14 protein-coding genes and 2 pseudogenes are annotated in these 20,497 nt (G+C 48.6%); all 16 read left to right on the forward strand.

The window, feature by feature from the left end:
- Positions 1 to 48 precede the first annotated feature (48 nt).
- Positions 49 to 2,214: pseudogene (locus FKP33_RS05255) on the forward strand (heavy metal translocating P-type ATPase); the annotation flags it as partial.
- A gap of 894 nt (positions 2,215 to 3,108) precedes the next feature.
- Positions 3,109 to 3,171, forward strand: a pseudogene (locus tag FKP33_RS05260) (metal-sensing transcriptional repressor); the annotation flags it as partial.
- 75 nt (positions 3,172 to 3,246) lie between these two features.
- Positions 3,247 to 4,632 (forward strand): DJ-1/PfpI family protein, encoded by a 1,386-nt coding sequence (locus FKP33_RS05265; protein ID WP_127606638.1) that lies wholly within the window; start codon positions 3,247 to 3,249, stop codon positions 4,630 to 4,632.
- Between the two features lie 526 nt (positions 4,633 to 5,158).
- Positions 5,159 to 5,542, forward strand: a complete 384-nt coding sequence (locus FKP33_RS27600) for a 6TM ABC transporter family protein (protein ID WP_258313378.1) — start codon at positions 5,159 to 5,161, stop codon at positions 5,540 to 5,542.
- Positions 5,467 to 6,957, forward strand: coding sequence for an ABC transporter ATP-binding protein (locus tag FKP33_RS05270; RefSeq protein WP_258313381.1), 1,491 nt, complete (start codon positions 5,467 to 5,469; stop codon positions 6,955 to 6,957). Before FKP33_RS27600 ends, FKP33_RS05270 begins: the two co-directional genes overlap by 76 nt.
- Before the next feature lie 195 nt (positions 6,958 to 7,152).
- Complete coding sequence (locus tag FKP33_RS05275) at positions 7,153 to 8,103, forward strand: aldo/keto reductase (protein WP_164751772.1); 951 nt, start codon at positions 7,153 to 7,155, stop codon at positions 8,101 to 8,103.
- Between the two features lie 124 nt (positions 8,104 to 8,227).
- Positions 8,228 to 9,151 (forward strand): phytanoyl-CoA dioxygenase family protein, encoded by a 924-nt coding sequence (locus tag FKP33_RS05280; RefSeq protein WP_127606644.1) that lies wholly within the window; start codon positions 8,228 to 8,230, stop codon positions 9,149 to 9,151.
- A gap of 172 nt (positions 9,152 to 9,323) precedes the next feature.
- The gene (locus tag FKP33_RS05285) at positions 9,324 to 10,664 is read left to right on the forward strand and encodes an ABC transporter substrate-binding protein (RefSeq protein ID WP_127606646.1); all 1,341 of its coding nucleotides are present in this window, start codon (positions 9,324 to 9,326) and stop codon (positions 10,662 to 10,664) included.
- Positions 10,661 to 11,533 (forward strand): carbohydrate ABC transporter permease, encoded by an 873-nt coding sequence (locus FKP33_RS05290; protein ID WP_127606648.1) that lies wholly within the window; start codon positions 10,661 to 10,663, stop codon positions 11,531 to 11,533. Before FKP33_RS05285 ends, FKP33_RS05290 begins: the two co-directional genes overlap by 4 nt.
- Entirely contained in the window at positions 11,464 to 12,351 is an 888-nt protein-coding gene (locus FKP33_RS05295; protein ID WP_141334091.1) for a carbohydrate ABC transporter permease, read from the forward strand. The genes FKP33_RS05290 and FKP33_RS05295 overlap by 70 nt, the downstream gene beginning before the upstream one ends.
- Positions 12,352 to 12,784: 433 nt before the next feature.
- On the forward strand, positions 12,785 to 13,708 hold the full coding sequence (locus FKP33_RS05300; protein ID WP_127606650.1) for a phytanoyl-CoA dioxygenase family protein: 924 nt from the start codon (positions 12,785 to 12,787) through the stop codon (positions 13,706 to 13,708).
- A gap of 96 nt (positions 13,709 to 13,804) precedes the next feature.
- Complete coding sequence (locus FKP33_RS05305; protein ID WP_141334092.1) at positions 13,805 to 14,782, forward strand: LacI family DNA-binding transcriptional regulator; 978 nt, start codon at positions 13,805 to 13,807, stop codon at positions 14,780 to 14,782.
- A 253-nt stretch (positions 14,783 to 15,035) separates the two neighbouring features.
- Positions 15,036 to 15,197: a hypothetical protein gene (locus FKP33_RS05310; protein WP_141334093.1), complete on the forward strand. Its 162-nt coding sequence runs from the start codon at positions 15,036 to 15,038 to the stop codon at positions 15,195 to 15,197.
- 23 nt (positions 15,198 to 15,220) lie between these two features.
- The gene (locus FKP33_RS05315) at positions 15,221 to 16,792 is read left to right on the forward strand and encodes a phospholipase D-like domain-containing protein (RefSeq protein ID WP_141334094.1); all 1,572 of its coding nucleotides are present in this window, start codon (positions 15,221 to 15,223) and stop codon (positions 16,790 to 16,792) included.
- 220 nt (positions 16,793 to 17,012) lie between these two features.
- Positions 17,013 to 18,821, forward strand: coding sequence for a sensor histidine kinase (locus tag FKP33_RS05320; protein ID WP_141334095.1), 1,809 nt, complete (start codon positions 17,013 to 17,015; stop codon positions 18,819 to 18,821).
- Positions 18,814 to 20,412 (forward strand): response regulator, encoded by a 1,599-nt coding sequence (locus FKP33_RS05325; RefSeq protein ID WP_141334096.1) that lies wholly within the window; start codon positions 18,814 to 18,816, stop codon positions 20,410 to 20,412. Before FKP33_RS05320 ends, FKP33_RS05325 begins: the two co-directional genes overlap by 8 nt.
- Positions 20,413 to 20,497: the final 85 nt, after the last annotated feature.

A 20,497-nucleotide genomic window follows, 5' to 3' on the forward strand; every position in this document is an offset into this window, starting at 1 on the left:
GAGCATCGTTCGGACTGCCGTTACATCGTAAAGAGCGGAGGATGAAATATGAGTGAGAGCCGAACGCTTGCGATATCAGGAATGACATGCGCCGCGTGTGCTGCCCGCATAGAAAAAGGGCTTAATAAAATGCAAGGCGTCAAAGCGACAGTCAATCTTGCCATGGAAACGGCGCATGTAGAATACGCTCCGTCGACGGTTACTGCCGCCGAGATCATCAAGAAAATTGAACAATTGGGGTACCGGGCGGAGCTCCGATCCGAATTGAAGAGCGACAAGGATCGCCGGCGGCAAGAAATTCGACGTCAACAATGGATACTCCTTTTTTCTGTACTCTTGACTCTTCCCTTATTGTGGGCGATGGTGGGGCATTTCTCTTTCACGTCCTGGATTTGGGTTCCGGATCGTTTCATGGATCCATGGTTTCAATTCGCTCTGGCTACCCCGATTCAGTTCTTAATTGGAGGAAGGTTCTATATCGGGGCATTCAAGGCGCTGCGTAACGGCGGCGCTAACATGGATGTGCTCGTGGCGTTAGGAACATCGACGGCGTATTTTTACAGCTTGTACGTCACAATCGGCGACAAACCGTCAGAGCTATACTACGAAACGAGCGCCGTACTGATTACGTTGATCCTGCTCGGCAAGCTGTTTGAGCATCTGGCCAAAGGCCGTTCATCGGAAGCCATACAATCATTGATGGGGCTGCAAGCGAAGACGGCCCTCGTCATTCGCGGCGGCGAAGAAATTCGCATGCCGGTAGAGAGCGTAGTCGTAGGGGATATGTTCCTCGTAAAACCCGGCGAGAAAGTGCCGGTGGACGGCATCGTCGTAGAAGGGGAAGCCGCCGTCGACGAATCCATGCTGACCGGTGAAAGTTTGCCGGTCGGCAAGCGAACCGGCGACCCTGTGTTCGGGGCGACACTGAACAAGGACGGCGTACTAAGGGTGCGGGCCACCAAAGTCGGGAAAGAGACGGCGCTTGCCCAAATCATTAAAGTCGTGGAAGAAGCGCAAGGCTCCAAGGCGCCGATTCAGCGAGTTGCGGATGTGATTTCAGGGATCTTTGTACCGATCGTCGTTTGTATCGCCGCGGTAACCTTCCTCGCATGGTATTTCCTGGAGCCTGGGGATATCGCCGGAGCGCTGGAGAATGCGATCGCCGTTCTCGTCATTGCATGCCCTTGCGCATTAGGGCTTGCGACACCGACATCGATTATGGCAGGCTCCGGGCGTGCGGCCGAGCTCGGCATATTGTTTAAAGGCGGGGAGCACCTGGAGAATACCTACTCGGTCTCGACCATTGTATTAGACAAAACCGGGACGGTAACCAAAGGAAAACCGGAACTGACGGATATTCGGGTGGAGGGGGCCTTCCATGAAACGCAGCTGCTCTCTTGGGTTGGCGCAGCCGAAAAAAATTCTGAACACCCTCTTGCGGAGGCCATCGTAGCAGGCATTCGTAAGAAAGGCATTTCCATCCCGCGGGCCGAATCGTTCCAGGCGATCCCGGGCTACGGGATCAAGGCGATCGTCGAGGGTAAGGGAATGCTGATCGGGACCCGGAAGTTGATGGAGCAGCACGGCGTGAATGTAGAGCATGCCTATGAGGAAATGAACGGATTGGAATCCGAAGGAAAAACCGCCATGCTTATTGCCGTTGACGGAAAATATGCCGGACTCGTGGCCGTAGCGGATACGGTCAAGGAAACCTCCAGATCAGCAGTGGCTCGCATGAAGCAGCTTGGCCTCGAAGTCGTGATGATCACCGGTGATAATGAACGTACGGCCAAGGCGATTGCAAGCCAGGTCGGAATCGATCAAGTTCTGGCTGGAGTGCTTCCGGAAGGCAAAGCCAGCGAAGTGAAGAAGCTGCAAGCGGCCGGCAAGAAAGTAGCCATGGTCGGAGACGGGATCAACGATGCTCCCGCGCTGGCGACGGCGGATATCGGTATGGCCATCGGAACGGGAACGGACGTAGCGATGGAGTCGGCAGACGTGACGTTGATGCGCGGAGATCTGAACAGCATTCCGGACGCGATCTCCATGAGCAGGAACACGATGGTCAATATTAGGCAAAATTTATTCTGGGCGCTTGCGTACAATGTGATCGGCATACCGATTGCGGCATTTGGTTATCTCGAACCATGGCTGGCCGGAACGGCTATGGCGCTGAGTTCGGTGTCCGTCGTACTGAATGCCCTTCGATTGCAGGATGCGGAAAAAACGGTGAAGGACGGAGACAGAGGTATGAACGGTAGGATGCAATTCGTATTGGTTATCTTGCTTGTCGGCATGTCGTTCTTTGCAGGTTATGGATTCGGGAAGCAAGAGAACGCTCCGAAGGCCGATCAAGCGGCAACGGAGGAAAAGAAGCAGGATTCGCATGGCCATGGTAACGATAAGGACGGTAAGGCTTCAATGGCAACAGATGCGGTGTGGTCTACTGAGAATGCCCGGGCCGGGGAAAGAACAACGGTGCGGATTCACATACAGGACGAAAAGAAGGAACCGGTTCAAAATTTTGAGATCAACCATGAGAAGCTGCTGCATTTGATCGTCGTCAGCAAAGATTTGTCATACTTCGATCATATTCATCCCGAGTATAAGGGCAGCGGCGAGTTCGAGATCGCGACCACTTTCCCTGCCGGCGGCGATTACAAGCTTATAGCCGACTATGTTCCCGCCGGCGGGGGGAAGACGACCCGAACGGAATGGATCAAGGTAGAGGGGGCTTCCGCCAATAACGTACCGCTTAAGCCCGATCGCGAGCATTCGAAGGTTGAGGATGGTGTGCAGGTAACGCTTGAGAACGATCACCCGCAAACCGGCGGGGAGGTTGAATTGGCTTTCAAGCTTGCCGATGCGAATACACAGGAGCCTATAACCGATTTGGAACCCTATTTGGGCGCTGTCGGCCATGTGGTCATACTGAGCGAGGACACGGAGCAATACCTGCACGTTCACCCGGTCGATGAGAAAGCGAAGGGTCCGGAGGCACGGTTTGTCACCAGCTTCCCAGGTGCCGGGATTTATAAAATATGGGCCCAATTCCAGCGGAACGGCCAATTGATTACAGTACCTTTTGTCGTCAGGGTGGAATGAATGGACGAAACGTCAAAGACGCTCGTCTCCCGATTGAACCGGATCGAGGGGCAGGTCCGCGGCATCTAGGGAATGATTGAAAGGGATATCATTTGCGATGAAATCTTGAATCTTAAAAGGAACATGAAGGAGATGGTCCGGATGTTGAAGTTTTTATTACGAGTCGGAGTTTATCTAAGTATGATCGCTGTGTTTGTGGGCGGGGTCGCCGCGTTCGGATATTTGGGTTCTCAGAAAGCGTTCTGGGGCTCGGTTCGCAAGGAACCCGTTCCTTCTCTGCAAGGAATGCAGAAACCCGAACATGATCCCAATAAACCTACGGTTGCCGTTTTGCTGGGGAATGAAAATACGGAGGGCTTGGATTTCACGATTCCGTACCAAATGTTCTCGATGACCGGCGCATACAATGTGTATGCCGTTGCTGCGGACAATCAGGTGAAGACACTGACAGGCGGATTGGATGTGGTGCCGCACTACTCTTTTCAAGAGCTGGATGAACTGCTGGGAAGAAGCGCCGACATTATCGCGATCCCTTTCATGACGATGGGGGACCCGAAGAAATATGAACCTGTCCGTGAATGGATACTAAAGCACAAGGAAACTACGCTGTTAAGCATATGCGCCGGATCGGACAATCTGGCCGCTACCGGATTATTGAATGGGAAGATTGCAGCATCGCATTGGCAAACGAAGTGGATCCTTACCAAGAAATATCCTGAAGTAAACTGGCAATGGGATCAGCGTTATGTGACGAATGGCGATAAGATGATATCCTCGGCAGGCATATCGTCAGGGATCGATGCCGTTCTCTATGTCATTTCACAAAAGCTGGGCGAACCGATGGCGGCAAAAGTAGCGAAGGAAATGAATTATCCTTCTTACCACTTCCTTCAAAACCCGAAAATAGAGCCATTTTATCTCGATTACCGCTATGCAACCTATGTATTGAATAATGCTTTCCAGTGGAACAAGACAAAGGCAGGCGTGCTGCTGTATGACGGTGTGGGGGAAATGGCGGTGGCTTCCGTATTTGATATTTATTCCGACTCCGGAACGACTAGAGTTCTGTCCGTGTCAAGAACGGATCAGCCGCTTGTGACGAAACACGGTTTGAACGTGATCGCCAGACATACGATGTCCAATCTCCCGAAATTGGATAAAATGATCGTTCCGGGCACCGAGGCAAAATTACGGGCAACGGAGGAAATCAAAAGCTGGAACGAAAGGGGCAATGCCATGGAACTCCAGTTCGTTCATGCCGATTCCCCGAATCGATTTTTGTTCGAGGTTCAGCTCGAAGATTTAGCGAAGCAAGAGGACCTTCTAACCGCTAAACATGCGGTGAAACGACTTGAGTTTCGGGCTGACGATTTCCGTCTTGAAGGCAACCCGTTCCCTATTGAAACTTATGGAGCGCTGCTTCTAACCTTAGCCGTAGCTGTTCTGGCCGCGGTTTATATGGACAGACGATTCATTCTGAAGCGAAAGCTACCGTGCTGTGCTCATCGCAGCAAGACGCTAAGTTAAAAAGTCTCCATGCCGCATGGCTGAATCGCTGCAAGCGAGCCTTAGGCGACGGACTTGATAGGTATCTGTTTTCCCCTCCGGGCACACGGCTTTCCAAAGCTGCTGCCGGAGGGGATTTTTTTGCAGAGCCGGTTCCTCAACATTTGCGTGCAGACCGCAATCTTTTGCGCTGCCTTGGTCATTGTTTGCGCGTTGCACGGTCTCCTTTCACGATAAGATGTTTATAGGAACAGCATCGTGTTAACGAAAAAATACGCAACAGAACTACTTGAATAAGGAGCGGGACCATGAAGCGAGATCAAATATTGGATTGGATGGGGATTGTCAGCCAGATCGGGTTACTCTTATGTTTTTGTGCGGCCGTTTGCCTGGAGCTTACAGGAAACGAAGAACTTAAGCGCATAGTGGGTATATCCACAGCCGTTTTCCTGACGATGCTGGTATTCACCTTCGCTGTTTACCTGTTGGAGATTTATAGGAACCGAAGAGTTGGGAGTAAATTTATTCCGTAGAGGGGGTTATTCATTTGAGCAGCTTCAACCACTTTTTACCCTATGTCAGCAAACAAAAGAAGCTTTATATATTAGGATTTGTCGGCAGTTTATTCCGGTTTCTGATCCCGCTCTGCGTACCTTTGGTTATTAAATATTTATTTGATGAATTACTTCAGAACGAAACGTTGTCCTATGCAGCAAAGATACAACAATTGCTTCTCATTGCCGCTATTATGCTTGTTGTATTCTTCCTAATTCGCGGGCCGATGGAATACGTCATAAAGCCAATAACAATATCATCAAGGCGCTGCGTACCGATGCTTTTCATAAAATTCATTCCCTGGATACGAAGTATTTTACAGAGAATAAAAGCGGGGAAGTCGGGTCGCGTCTCTTCGACGATATCGAAAAAATAAGAGGGTTCATGACCGCTGTCTTCTCCAACATCTGGATCGAAACGGTTGTGCTGGGTTTCGTCGTCAGCGTGATGCTTACCTTGAACGTGAAGTTAACCTTGCTTGCCGTTCTGCTGGTCGGGATTCAATTTGCGCTCGCTCACCTCCTTTCCAGGCGGTTAAAAACCACTACGCGCCAGATGATGAGCTATCGCTCAATTCTCAGTGGATTTATATTTGAAAAAATCCAGGGAGCCTTTTGGTCCAAGCTGTTCTCAGCCGAAAGAAAGGATAAAGAAGAACTCGATCAACACTTGATTCATTATGAACGTCTTACGGATCATCAAGCCAGAATGAATGCGATATCCTTAGCTTCGGTTAACGTTCTAAGCGATGTGACTCCGTTTATTGTTGTGCTGGTCGGCAGCTTATACGTCATAGACGGCGGTTTGACCCTTGGAACTTTAATTGCCTTCTTTGCCTATGTAGATCGAATGAGAAGCCCCGTCACGGCCTTGGTTCAAGCTTTTCCTGCGATCACGGAAGGAAGCGTTGCTCTGCAAAGAATGTTCGAATTTTTACACACTCCCGTCACCATCAAAGAAAAAGATCGTCCTTATGAATTAAAAGAGTTTACGGACTCCATTACATTCCATCAGGTTTCTTTCTCCTACAATAATGAGGATAAGGTGATCAAGGACTTGTCTTTCACGCTTCAAAAAGGGAAGACCTACGCATTTGTCGGCGAGAGCGGAGGCGGCAAAAGTACGATTTTACAGCTTTTGACCCGGATGTACGATGCAGACGGCGGAGAAATTCTTATCGACGGCGTTAACATCAAGGACTATTCGATCTCCAGTCTAAGGAATCAGATGGGGATCGTTACACAGGATAACTTTTTATATAGCTCTTCGGTGAAAGACAATATTCGAATGGCGAGGCTCGACGCTGCAGATGAAGAGGTGATTGCCGCAGCGAAGAAAGCCTTCGCTCACGATTTTATTTGTGCCTTACCCAACGGGTATGATACCGAAATCGGCGAAAGAGGCATTAAGCTTTCCGGTGGACAGAAGCAGCGGCTTGCACTCGCTCGCGTCTTTTTAAAGGATCCGGCCCTGATTCTATTAGACGAAGCAACCAGCGCACTCGATAATGAAAGTGAAAAGCTCGTCCAGAAATCGATTTATCAAATAGGTCGTGAAAAAACGATCATTATGATCGCACACAGGCTCTCAACGGTGCTTGAAGCCGATACGATTTTTGTTGTTAAAAACGGGAGCATTGTCGAAAGCGGCAATCACAAGCATTTGATGGAGCTGAACGGTTATTACAAAGAATTGTATAACGGGCAAAACGCTGTTGGAGTTTTGTCTTCCCCATCGATGTCCGGCTTTAGGCGAACAGAAGTACGAAGCGGAGCTGTAAGGCATGCCTAGCGCATAGGAAAAAGGCTGTAACGATTATGTGCTGTACGGTAATCGTTCAATAAAATAAAGCAAGCGGCAGTCTGGAACTGATTTTTATTGTTCTGGACTGCTGTTCTTTGTTTTAAAAGAAACTTGACCTGAAAAGCATTTCATACCTTACGTTATTTTATGGAAAAAAACGATATTGAAAGGGGTCTAGGGGAAATGAACTACAATTATATCAACAAAACCGAACTAAAGGTTTCTGAAATAGGCTTTGGAACGTGGCCGATCTCCGGGCATGGTATGGGTTCGGCAGATGAACAACAATCTCTGCATACCCTCTTTCATGCTCGGGATAGGGGCGTTAATTTTTTTGACACCGCTGATATGTATGGGTTCGGGTATGCAGAAACCTTATTGGGGAAAGTTTTTAAACACCATAAAGACGATGTGATTATAGCCACCAAAGTAGGCATGCAGTGGGACAATCAGGGGAATCTTCGAAAAAACCTGCGAGCGGATTATATTAGGCAAGCTTGTGAGGACAGTTTAAAAAGGCTGCAAACAGATAGAATTGACCTGTACCAGCTTCACTGGCCGGATCCTGAGACGCCGCTTGAAGAAACGATGGAAGCATTAAGCAGATTAGTAGATCAAGGTAAAGTTCGCTACGTGGGTGTATCCAATTTTTCTGTGGAAGAGATGAAAGAAGCGGGCAAGTATTTGCCCCTTGTTTCGAATCAAATTGAATACAGTCTGTTGGAGAGGTCGCCCGAGAATGAAGTGATTCCATACGCTTCTAAGGGTCAGATCTCGATTCTGCCCTATAAAATACTAGGCAGAGGAATCCTGACAGGGAAATTTAAAGGGGTAGCGCATTTTGAGAAGGGAGACTGGAGAAGCGAAGAAGAGATTTTTAAGCAGGAACAATTAGCTAAAAGTCTCGCAGCCGTTGAACAGCTCCGTCCCATCGCCGAAAGCTATGGCTGTTCCATAAGCCAGCTTGTCATTGCCTGGGCTTTGCGTTGGGATATGGTTCCGTCCGTCATCATCGGCGCGAGGAGACCGGAGCAAATTTCTGAAAGCTGCGCTGACTTGAATTTCTCGCTGCATACGGAACACATTTCACAAATAAATGCTCTATTTGAACAACCTGACAAACAAAACAATTAAGCCTGCTTGACTGTTAATGCGATTAAATAAACGAAAAAAACTTCTTGACCTGAGAACGTTTTCATCAATTACGCTTCATTTTGTAAGGCACGGCGATCTTAATTTCTCTTAGGAGGACAGTAAAATGAAAAAGGAAAATGTAGTGAATAATATTCTTGAAACTGATTTTAAATTGAATCAACGTCCGAATAATGAACCTTTGCGAGTGCTGAGCGAAGACGATTGGAAGTTCTGGAAAGACAATGGTTACGTTATTATTCCTAATGCCGTTCCACAAGAAAATATCGACCGACTGGTTAACCTGATTTGGGAATTCGAAGAAAAAAATCCAAACGATCCGGAAACCTGGTATACGGCTCCACGCCGCGAAATTCAGATGAAGGAGCTGGCCAATACGGGCATGGTTGAGCTGTATAACCATCAGTATTTGTGGGATAACCGTTCGTATGAACGGGTATATAACGCTTTCGTTGATATTTGGGGAACCGAACACCTGTGGGCCAGCATCGACAGATGTAATCTCAACCTCCCGTTAAAACCCGGTCATGAATATAAAGGTTTCATACACTGGGATGTTAATACTTCCTTGAATCCGATTCCAGTCAATGTTCAAGGTGTATTGTCACTGGTGGATACGGATGCCGAAATGGGAGGGTTCCAATGTATTCCCGAGCTGTATCGGGATTTTCATGAGTGGGTGAAGACTCAACCTGCGGACAGAGACCCGCATAAACCTGATATAACCGGCTTTACCCCAACGAAAATAACGGCGAAGGCCGGGGACCTGCTTATTTTCAACAGCATGCTGGCACATGGCATTCGTCCAAATCATTCTACGAAGCCGCGTATCGCCCAGTACGTATCGATGTTCCCGGCACAGGAGCAAAATGAAGCATTAAGAAAATCCAGAATCTTGTCTTGGAGCGACAGAATCCCGCCTAGCGGCATGGCGTTTCCGGGAGATCCCCGTAACTGGGAACAAGTAAAATACGAACGGGCTGTACTTTCCGAATTAGGCGAAAAATTGCTGGGCTCGAAGTCATGGTAACGTATAGTCATTTCTTAGGATAGGGATCATCGCTGCTGCTGCGAATTTAATACCGTGGGAACACCGGTAGCTAAATTCGGGCAGCAGCGTATCGATCTAACAAAAATGAAATCGCTTACAAAAATAAAGGAAGAAATGATTTGAAACCAACTCATTACAGGGGGAATTTGAATTGAAAGCAAAAAAACTATTGATTTCGGCTTTATTCGTTAGTTTAGGTTTGACGGGGTGCAGCCCCCAGCCTGAAACGGCATCTTCTGGACATAATTCCGCAAAGGAAACGGTAGTTAATCTTCAGATGTGGGAAGGTCCTGAAGGTGAAGCTATGCGACCCGTTGTTGATGCCTGGAATAAAACGAAGACGAAAGAAACGGGGATTAAGATTAATCTTTCATTGCTCGGAAGGAACGGGTACGCGGACAAATTGACAAGTCAATTGTTATCCAAAAACGATACTATCGACATTGTATATCCCATGAGCTGGTTTGTACCCCAATACGCACAAGGGGGCTTCTTGGAACCTTTAGATAGCTATATCGCTGAAGATTCGAATTTCGCCATCCAAGACTTTATTACAGCCGGTCTGGATACCGGGAAATATAAAGGGAAGCAATATGGCATTCCCGTCGATATGTCAGAACCGGTCCTCTTTTATCGTAAAGATTTACTTCCGGTCCCTCCGCAAACATGGGACGAGGCGTTGGAAGCGGCCAGGAAATTTTCCAAGAGCACGAATTCGGATTCACCGACACAATTCGGTACAACGTTATACGCTGCGGCAGGGTTTGCGGAACCGATGCATATGTGGGAAGAGCTATTCTGGGCATACGGTGGAGAGCTGTTTGATAAAGAAGGCGCTCCAAGCATAAACAATGAAGCTGGACAGAAAGCGACGCAGTATGGCGTCGAATTGGTCAAAAATAAATGGGTGCCGGCAGACTATACCAACTACGAGTATCCGCAAACTTTGGGTGCTTTTCAAGCGGGGAAGGTAGCCTTTATTCAGCAGTGGAATGCGGCATGGGCTGATTTATCCAATAAAAATAAATCTCCGTTGGTAGCGGATAAAGTCGGTTATGCTCCAATTCCGGGCGTCAAGCAACAAGACGGATCGATTAAGAGAAGTTACCATGTTCATTCGATCACACTGGCCATCAATGCCAGCTCTAAGAAGAAAAGTGAAGCTTTTCAAGTTATCGCTTACCTCTCTGGAAAAGAGGGGGGTCTGGAATACACGCTAAGAGGGGGATCAACTCCACGTCAATCTATATTTAAAAGCGATAAAGTGAAAGAAGTGTATGGCGATTACTATTCTTTCCTGGCAAACGAGGTAGACAAGCACGGAAAATCGGAACCCCCCATCCTTCCAATGACCTATATCAGCTCGAACATCATGAATAAAGCGTTAAACGCTGCTTGGAGCGGTGCCATAACCGTGGATGAAGCATTGAGCAGCGCGGAAAAAGATATGAAAACTCAATTAGAGAAAACGAAACAGGGTGAAATGAAATGAGTAAACTGGCAAGGATTAGCATGCTGGCACCTGCTTCCGTTATTCTTTTTGGTGTCACGTTCTACCCTTTTGTTTTTAATTTGTTTTTTAGCCTTATGGACGTAAACATTCATAACTTTAACGAACCCCGCTTTAACGGGCTGAACAATTATAGCCGGTTATTCCTGGATGTGAATTTTTGGAGCACCTTGAATTTCAGCGCCGTTTATTTGGCAGGCTGTTTATTGCTGGAAACCGTATTCGGCTTTGCCTTGGCTTTGCTTGTTAATCGTTGTACGGCCGGGAAGAAATTCTGGTTCCCGTTTCTCCTGACCCCTATGATGATTGCTCCGGCGATGGTGGGGATTATGTATCTTGGTCATTTTGATTCGTTGACGGGAAATTTAGCTTATTATATTCAAACGCTGCTGGGTATTTCAGATCCGCTCCTTACAGGGGTGTTAGGACAAATCGTTCTTATTCTGATCGATACGTGGCAATGGACGCCGTTTATTTTTTTGTTAGTCTACGCGGCCCTTCAAGCGGTTCCCTCTGATGTATATGAAGCGGCAACGATCGACGGAGCGAACGCATGGCAAATGTTTGGGAAGATTACGTTCCCATTGGTACGTCCCGCACTTGCTGTAGCGATGATTTTTCGTACCCTGGATTTAATAAGAACGTTTGACCATCTCTATATTATTAAAGGCGGAGCCGATGGCTTCGGGACCTTATCCATTTATATTTACCAAACGGCTTTTCAAGGCGGAGATTTTGGCAAGGCGAGCGCCGTCACCTTTATTCTGTTCCTGCTTCTATCGTGGGCCGTTCGTATCATGTTCCGAATATTGATGGGCCGCACACTTTCCGCCAAGAAGGAGACAACATGAACGAGATACGAAAGAATGGATGGGCATATGTTCTCATAGCTGGTTTTATCCTTGTTTTCAATGTCCCGATTCTACTTACACTATTAAATTCTTTAAAGACGAACCAGCAAATCATCACTCAACCGCCCGTGTGGATCTTTGCACCCATCATCGAGCATTATGAACGAATTTTTCAGGATGCGAATTTCCCGGTATGGTTTTATTTGAAGAATAGTATATTGACTTCTGTTTTTGGTACGATCCTTACGATCATGATTGCATTTCCTGCGGCCTACACGATGGCTAGGCATAATACCGGAGGCGAGAAGTATGAGCTCTGGCTATTATCAACACGCATGCTGCCCGGGGCTGTATTCATTATCCCTACGTATGTGTTGTTTAGTGTTATCGGTTTAGTCGACTCCCCGCTTGGTCTCATTTTGATCTATTTAAGTTTTAATCTGCCGCTCGCCATTTGGATTATTCGCGGATTCGTACGGGAACTTCCGAACGAAATTGATGAGGCTGCCGGGCTTGATGGAGCCTCTACTTTTAAGATCATGACGAGCGTCATTTTTCCAATGACAGCTCCAGGTATCATTGCGGTAGCGGTATTAACGTTCGCCGCTTGCTGGAACGAATACTTTTTCTCCCTTGTATTCTCGGATTTGCATGCAACAACATTTACCGTGGCGGGGCAAAGATTTATGACGGGGCATGCCATTTTATGGGGCGAAATTTCTTCAGCGGTTACGGTGGGGATTATTCCGGTTATCATGGTCGCTTTTATTTTTCAGCGGTTTATGGTGAAGGGCTTAAGTATGGGAGCCGTAAAATAGAGATAACCGTAGGGGGAGCAAAGGAACGCTTTGCACCCCTATTTTTATAGGGGAAGGGAAGCCATTGGATGCTTGATAAAAAGCAATAAAAGGTTCTTGACATGGTATGCTTTTCACAAAATAAGATACAAATACAGCAGCTCGAAACCTATAACCGGCCGGTTGGAGCAGCCAGACAGTATCTTACTTTGTCACACTAGGAGGTAAGTCAGGATGGATCATAACCGATCCTGCGATAAACATGCACAACCAAATAAGGAGCTGCTGCATGTGATGAATCCGGAGATCAAGTTACAAGCCTCGTGCGAATTTGCACATAAGTGTAAGCTAGCTTGCAAGCGCTCCAATACCAACCCTGAATGTACAGTAAATTGTCAAAAAAAGAGTCCTTTCTAATATTGAAAAAACTTCTTATTACTTGGAGGGTTATCGAATGAAACCTTATAATAAAGTCAATAACATGGTTGAAATCACCACCCCATTCAATCAGCGTTTAAACAATGAACCACTGAAGGTCCTTAGCGAAGAGGATTGGCAGTTCTGGAATGAAAACGGATATGTCATTATTCAAGATGTCATTCCAAAGAATCAAATCGATCGCATGGTAGACCTCATGTGGGAATTTGAAGAAAAAAATCCGAGCGATCCTTCCACTTGGTATACGCCGCCTCGGCGCGAAATTCAAATGAAAGAACTGCAGGGCACGGGTATGGTTGAGTTGTATCATCATCAGTATCTATGGGACAATCGTACGTCGCAAAAGGTGTATGAGTCATTCGTGGATATATGGGGAGATGAAAAATTATGGGTAACCATTGATCGATGCAACATCAATTTTCCTGTTAAGCCGGGATTTGAGTGGAACGGGTTTATCCATTGGGATGTAAACACTGCGTTGGACCCTATTCCTGTCAATGTTCAGGGTATTCTCTTCTTAGTGGATACGGACGAAGAAATGGGAGGATTACAAGTCGTTCCTGAGCTATACCGAAATTTCGACGAATGGGTGAAAACGCAGCCTAAAGACAGGAATCCGTATAAACCGGATACAACCGGATTTACTCCGACGAAATTGGTTATGAAAGCTGGCGATCTGCTTATATTTAACAGTAAATTGGCTCATGGCATTCGTCAAAACATTTCTAGCAAACCCTGCCTTTCTCAATATATTTCCATGTTCCCTGCACAAGAGCATGATGAAGAGTTACTGCATTCGAGAATAGCTTCCTGGGATCAGAGATTGACTCCGGAGGGACTCGCGTTTCCGGGAGACCCCCGAAATTGGGAACGGGAAAAATACGAGCGGGCTGTTCTTACGGAGTTAGGCGAGAAGCTGCTAGGATTGAAGAAATGGTGATTCCCAAATAATGGAGCCGAGCAGCTCTGCTTAAACTTAATAAGGTTAAGTAGAGCTGCAATCGTTAGTGGAAGCATACAGCAAGGAGGAGGTCAGATGGCCAATATTAAACATATTGCCAAGTTGGCTAATGTTTCAATTTCTACGGTTTCACGTGTATTAAACAATCAGCCGTACGTAAGTGAAGATAAAAAGAAAGCTATATTCGATGCCATCGAGCAATTGGAATATACCAGAAATATGAATGCTATTCATTTAATTAAGGGAAAGACCAATCTGGTCGGGGTCATGATGCCGTTTATTAACCATGCCTATTTCTCCAGATTAATGGAAGGGATTTCAGCTGAAGCTTTCAAGGAGAATTACCAATTAATATTATGTCAGACCAATTATGAGTTATGCAATGAAACAGCCGTTTTGGAAATGTTGAAAATGAAGCAAATTGACGGCATCATTATTTGTTCAAAAAGCATGCCCTTGGAGCAAATTGAACCCTATACCCGATACGGACCTATTGTAGCATGTGAGGATGTCAATCAATCGCCCGTTTCTTCGGTCTACCTCGACCACTACACCAGTTTTAAATACGGTATCAACTATTTAATTGAAAAGGGACATCAATATATTGGTCTTTGCTTAGGCAGAAATAGCGGCGCTAACAGTCAATCACGTTTGAAAGCGTACAAGGATGCGCTTCATTCCATAAATCAGCCTTTCCGGGAAGAATGGATGTTTTATCAAAGCTATAGAATTGAAGATGGGGTAGAGGTGTTAAACAAACTGAGAACAATGGAACAAAGGCCTACCGCCCTCCTGGTGACCAGCGATCAGGTTGCTGCAGGAATCATTATGGAAGCAAGGAAAAACGGGATCGAAGTGCCTAATGATCTTGCCATTATCGGGTTTGATAATCAACCCATCGCAGAAGTTTTCGATCTGACTACAATAGATAATCAGCTTATGGAAATGGGAAGCTGTGCGTTTCGGATTGTCCACGACCAAATCGCGAAGAAAAAAACCGAACCGGAATATCGGGAATTTGATTTTCGACTTATCGAGCGATCTACAGTTTAATTGACTTTCATTTTGAAACAGGAACAAGGGTGGGCGACTTTCAAAAAAGTGTCCATCTTTGTTTTTTTGCGTTTATAATCAAAGAGATCTATCCGAGAATCTATCATTGGGCGAGTAGGGCGAATTGAAATGTTAAAGAGGAAGGTGAAGTATGGAAGACATTCGCGTGCTCATAGCCGAGGATGACCGGGGATGAAGCGTCCCCCATACCCGTAACGCTGGGTATAGGCTTATTAACCTATGCCAGCGCCGCATGTATGGATTCGACCGTCTCGAGCATCAGCTGGCCCAGGCCGCTTCGGCCGAACATCTGGCTGCCGCCATTGTGGAGGATGTCCGGGGCTTCCGGGAGCAAGTCGCTCTCGATGATGACATGACCTTCCTTGCTGTCAAAATTACGGGGTTGCAGTACTAATCACACGGAGGGGATATGCATATATGGAAGCGGGAGCGAATTATAGAGTCGCCGTTCTGGGAGTTGAAGAGGAAACTACGGCAAGAGTCATGAATGCGCTGCTAGGCTATAGGCTGCTGCCGGATAAAAATATACATGGCAATGGGATTCTTATCCAACATTCGCAGCGGCCGGCCTTACAGATCACGCATCACCAGTATCAGGGGCTGCCTGTAGAAACCTATCCGCCGAAAGGCAGGCGGATGCATCCGAACGATCTGCGGGACTTGCTGCATGAGAAGCTTGGCGCAAAGGGATTGACCATAGGGGATATAACCCTTTCGTATAGCTACGAGGAGATAGGCATCCAGTGGACCCGTGCTTCTTTAGTAAACGGGATTGAATTTGCCTTGATGGGTAACATTAACTTATGGACAACACATAAAGAGGCTCAAATTACATATCCCGATTCAGACGAAGAGGTCGACTTTTACCGTTTGCCGGACCTTACAGGCGCGGACATGGTGCTAATTATTCTAAACATGAGCTGGGGATATTTCCGTTCTACGGACATGTTGACCGACTATATCGAGAAGCTGCAGGCGAAGGGATTCGGTAAAACGAACGGTAATAAACCGATCTATTTCGTCTTAGATACGTACGGCAAGCCCTCTGCGAAGGAAGCGGCGGAGAGACGAAGCATGTATATGCAGGCGATCAAGCCCTTTATCGAGCTCCCGGCCTTCTTCGAGATCAACGCGCATTACGCCTTGCAGGCGAGGCAGTTTATCGAATCGGAAGTGGGCTTAGAGGAGCTGCAGCAGGACGAATCGATTCAATTTTTTGATTTGGACGGGACCTTTATTCAAGGATTGAACCTGGAGCCTGTTCATGTCCAGCGTTTACAGCAGGTTAGCGGCATCGCGTTGCTGGAAGAGGCGCTCGCCGATTTGGCAAGCGATCATAAGCCGAAGATTGCCCGCGCCGCCAGCATCACGCGCAAGGCTCCGGCAGAAAGACCGAAGCCTGAGCCGGTAAAAAGGCAGAGGAAAGCGACCCCCGGTCCAAAGCCTGAAGTGGACATGAAAGAAATCGTAGCTGCGCTTAAGAAAGAAGTGATCGCCACCATTAAAGAGGAACGGGCGCTGCCCAAGCAGCGTTCGCTTAAAAATCACGAGATCCGCGAGATCTTCCTTGCTGCCTTGAAGGAGGCGAAGGAAGAAATCAACATCATCAGCCCTTGGATTACCAAAAAAGTCGTCGACGCCGATTTTATTCGCATGCTGGAAGAAGCCCTGAAGCGGGGAGTTCGCATTAAGATTTTGTACGGAATTAGCGACCCCTCTTCCCGCCAATATGGAAAACCGGACGAAACCGTCCCCTTGGCCGCCAGTTTGGTCAAGAAGTTTAGCAGGTACGGCGATTTATTCAAAATGAAGTACGGCCAGACCCACCAGAAATTGCTCATCTGCGACAATCGGTATTTCGTGGATGGCAGCTTTAACTTCCTCTCCTTTAAGGGCGAGTTTGTGGACGGTACGAGATCGGAAGGCGCTACCTATTCGGAAGATCTTGTTCTTATCCAACATAAGAGAAGCGCGTACTTCGATTTTTAATGAATCGAATGGCAGCCGGCATGTCCCGATGTATGCGTCGGGACTTCTTTGCGTTTCAGAAGGTACATGGGTCGCACGGGCTGCGGTTTATGGTGCGGTTAGCAAGAATTTCCCTCAAAGCGCCAAGATATGTTCATTTTCATCGAATGAAGGATATGCTATATTACAAAGTTGATCCCGTACCACGTTAACGTGAATCGCGGAGAGGAGGATACCCTGCATGCTCCGGTGGATAAAATCGCCGCTATCTTCAATTCGGGGAAAAATCATACTTTCCTTTATCCTGCTCATCTTTATTCCTATCACCATTATCATCTATAACGTATATGTATCCAGCCAGGAGGTCGTGCGCCGCGAAGTGAATCAGAGCCGTCAGGAAGCGGTTCGCCATACGGCAAGCAGCATCGACGGGACGGCTGAGCGGATGCTCAACGCCTCTCATTTGATCGTCAACGATACCGAAGTGGCTGCTTATTTGCAGATGAAAGACCGGCAGGGCTGGATGACCGATTATCCGTCGTTCCAGCGATTTACGTCGGTTCAAAAGAAGCTGATGAATATTCGCGACATTCTGCTCGACAGCAATGCGGTGGTCGCTTTGCTGGACTTTGGCGGACATGTCTTGTCCACAGCGCCCGGTTCCGAGGAGTCGGGGCTGTACGAGCAGCTCCAGAAGGAAGCCTGGGTCCAGGAGACTCTTCGATTAGAAGGCTGGCCCTACTGGCAGCTCGCGTATCAGGGAACGCTCCTTCCTCCGTCGCAGGCTGCGGAAGAGAGCTCGCTGTTCCTGATGTCCCGGCTGATTAAAGACAGCTCGGACGGCAAAGCGGCAGGGCTTTTGTTGATTGGGCTGCCGTCCCCGATGGGGACGGGCATCCTCCCGGGGAATGCCCCGGGGACAGACCAGGCGACGCTGCTGATCAAGAAGGACGGGCAGCTGCTCGACCAGCGGGGGCCTGATCTGCCGCAGGAGGTCGTGAGTCTGGCCCTTCGGGCGAACACGCTTTCCCGCCAAGAGGAATACCGAAGCATTCAAGCCGAAGGACAGCGCTTTGCGTTGAATGAGGCGTTCATGCCGCATCTGGGGTGGACCGCGGTGCAATTGGCCCCCGAAGAGGAGCTGCAATCGCGTCTGGGACAGATCAAAAATCAATCGCTGCTTTGGCTGCTTGTTTGGTTCTTGATTTTCACGTGTGCGTTTGCGCTTGTGATGCTGCAGTTTGCCAAACGGATCGGGCGGCTGCTGCATTCGATGGACCGGGTTGGACAAGGGGACTTCTCCTCCCGGGTTTCCGTTCGCGGGTCGGATGAGGTATCTCAGCTTGGCTTGCGCTTCAATGAGATGGTCGGAAGACTCGACGATCTGATCCTGAGGCTGTCCGAGGAGCAGCGGCGCAAGGAGGAAGCGAGGTTTCAAGCGCTCCAGGCGCAGATCAATCCCCATTTCCTGTTCAATACGCTGAATTCCATCAAGTGGTCAGCGATGCTTTCCGGGGCGCAGCACGTCAGCCAGATGATTACAAAGCTTGGCAAGCTGCTTGAAATCTCGATGAGAGCGGATCGGGAGCGTACGACGCTGCGTGAAGAGCTGAGTCATCTGGAGATGTATATGGATTTGCAAAAGCTGCGCTTTCACGATAATATTCACGTTCACGTCGACGTGCCGGAGCGGCTCATGTCTTGCGGAATTCTTCAATTTACGCTGCAGCCGATTGTGGAGAACAGTATCATTCACGGGAATCGTACCCCGCTGAAGGTTTCCATCACCGCCCATGAGGAAGGGGACAAGCTGGTGCTGTCGATTTCCGATAACGGACAAGGGATGGAGCCTGACCAGCTCGAACGCCTGTTCACGGACGGAGCGCCGTCCCATGCCAAATCGACCGGCATCGGCATCCGGAATGTGCACGAGCGGATCGCGATGCATTTCGGACCCGGACATGGGCTCCACCTAAGTAGTGTACCCGGTGAAGGGACGACCGTGACGGTCACTCTTCCGCTTGCAAAGGAGGCGGCGCAGCATGATTAACGTGTTGATTGCGGACGACGAAATTTTGGTCCGGATCGGATTGAAAACAATCATTCCTTGGGAGGATAACGGGTTTCGACTCGTCGGGGAAGCCTCGGACGGGAATGAGGCTCTGGCGATCATGGAGCGGACCCCTTGCGATATCGTGCTGACGGACATTCGGATGCCCGGTTGTGACGGGCTGCAGCTGATCGAACGCATCAAGGAAAAGTTTCCTGCGGCCAAGTGCCTGATTCTTTCCAGCCATAACGATTTTGAATACGTCCAGAAGGCGCTGCGGCTGGGCGCTGTCGATTATATCCTGAAGCTGACCATGGAGCCTGAGGAGCTCTTGGCCAAGCTGGTCCGGCTGAAGGAAGAGATTGAAGCGCAGCGGCTGACCGCCACGGCAGCGACGCGGCTGGAGATGCAGGCACACTTGTACGGCAAGGAAGTGAAAGAGAAACGGATGAGGGATCTGCTGACCAAGCAGTGCACGCCGGGGGAGATCCGGGCCACCTTCGCGGAATTTCACATACCGGCGCTCAACCCCCCCTACCGTATTGTGAACCTCCAGCTGGACGCTTATGAGGAGGTGCTGGAGGAAAATAATTTCCAGTCCGAGAAGCTGCTGACTTATACCGTGGCCAACATTCTGACCGAAATACTGCGCAAATACGACGACGGCGAGCTGGTGGAAATCGAGGGCGGCCGGTTTGCGGTCATCACCGATTATATGGAAGCGGACATGCTGCTTGAAATGCAGGAGGCGGTCCGCACGTTCCTGAAGCTTTCCGTGAGTGTGGGTTACTCCGATTCGCTGATGTCGACCGATGAGCTGTACACCGGCTATCTCCAAGCCAAGACAGCGCTGGAGCACCGGTTTTACCGGGGGATGGGCGGTATCATCGCTTTCGATTCGCTGCAATATGCGAGTCCCCTGGAGACACACGTTCCATGGACGCAAGAGCAATGGATCCAGCTGATTGAGAAGCAGGATGAAGCCGCGGTGCTCGCGCTGTTGGACCGGTGGACGGACAGCCTGCGCGAAGGGCCTTTCCGGAGCCCGGATATGCTGCGCGAGGAATGGGTAGAGCTCGTCCACATTTTCGGTCACGGATTGCGCCCGCTGAAAGGCGATTTATACGCCGTGCCTCCGCACCGGAACCGGTATCCGCTGCACGCTGTTCGCCAGATCGAAACGCTGGAGGAGCTTTACGCGTGGTTTTGCGGATGGATAGGCGGATATTTTCAATATTACAAGACGCTGGCTACGCAGCAGTGGAGACCGGAGATTGCAGCGGTCGTACAGCGAATTCGCGAGCATTACGACGAACCGCTGAAAGTATCGGAGCTGGCTAAGGAAATCGGGTTTACGGAGAACTATTTGAGCGTGCTGTTTAAACGGGAAACCGGGGAAACCATCATGGACTTCATAACCCGGATCCGGATGGATAAAGCGAGGGAGCTGCTGAAGGACCAGCACTACAAAGTGTACGAGATTGCGGAGAAGGTCGGGTATACCGATACGAACTATTTCAGCAAGCTATTTAAAAAAGTGGAGGGCATTCATCCGCTGGAATACCGCAAAACGGTGCTGGGCCGTAAATAAGCAGCAACCAAGAATGAGACGGTTTTTAGCAGGAATCACCCCTTCTGCCGCAGGTCCATCTTTGTTAAGCTGAGGTTCGAAAGCT

It is taken from the genome of Paenibacillus sp. tmac-D7 (assembly GCF_006519665.1).
In the GTDB taxonomy this organism is placed as follows: domain Bacteria; phylum Bacillota; class Bacilli; order Paenibacillales; family NBRC-103111; genus Paenibacillus_G; species Paenibacillus_G validus.

Bases quoted from the DNA above. Each gene is read 5' to 3' on its own strand.
- FKP33_RS05265 (WP_127606638.1), top strand. From the start codon at position 3,247: ATGTTGAAGTTTTTATTACGAGTCGGAGTTTATCTAAGTATGATCGCT.
- FKP33_RS05275 (WP_164751772.1), top strand. From the start codon at position 7,153: ATGAACTACAATTATATCAACAAAACCGAACTAAAGGTTTCTGAAATA.
- FKP33_RS05280 (WP_127606644.1), top strand. From the start codon at position 8,228: ATGAAAAAGGAAAATGTAGTGAATAATATTCTTGAAACTGATTTTAAA.
- FKP33_RS05290 (WP_127606648.1), top strand. From the start codon at position 10,661: ATGAGTAAACTGGCAAGGATTAGCATGCTGGCACCTGCTTCCGTTATT.
- FKP33_RS05300 (WP_127606650.1), top strand. From the start codon at position 12,785: ATGAAACCTTATAATAAAGTCAATAACATGGTTGAAATCACCACCCCA.
- FKP33_RS05305 (WP_141334092.1), top strand. From the start codon at position 13,805: ATGGCCAATATTAAACATATTGCCAAGTTGGCTAATGTTTCAATTTCT.
- FKP33_RS05310 (WP_141334093.1), top strand. From the start codon at position 15,036: ATGTATGGATTCGACCGTCTCGAGCATCAGCTGGCCCAGGCCGCTTCG.
- FKP33_RS05315 (WP_141334094.1), top strand. From the start codon at position 15,221: ATGGAAGCGGGAGCGAATTATAGAGTCGCCGTTCTGGGAGTTGAAGAG.
- FKP33_RS05320 (WP_141334095.1), top strand. From the start codon at position 17,013: ATGCTCCGGTGGATAAAATCGCCGCTATCTTCAATTCGGGGAAAAATC.
- FKP33_RS05325 (WP_141334096.1), top strand. From the start codon at position 18,814: ATGATTAACGTGTTGATTGCGGACGACGAAATTTTGGTCCGGATCGGA.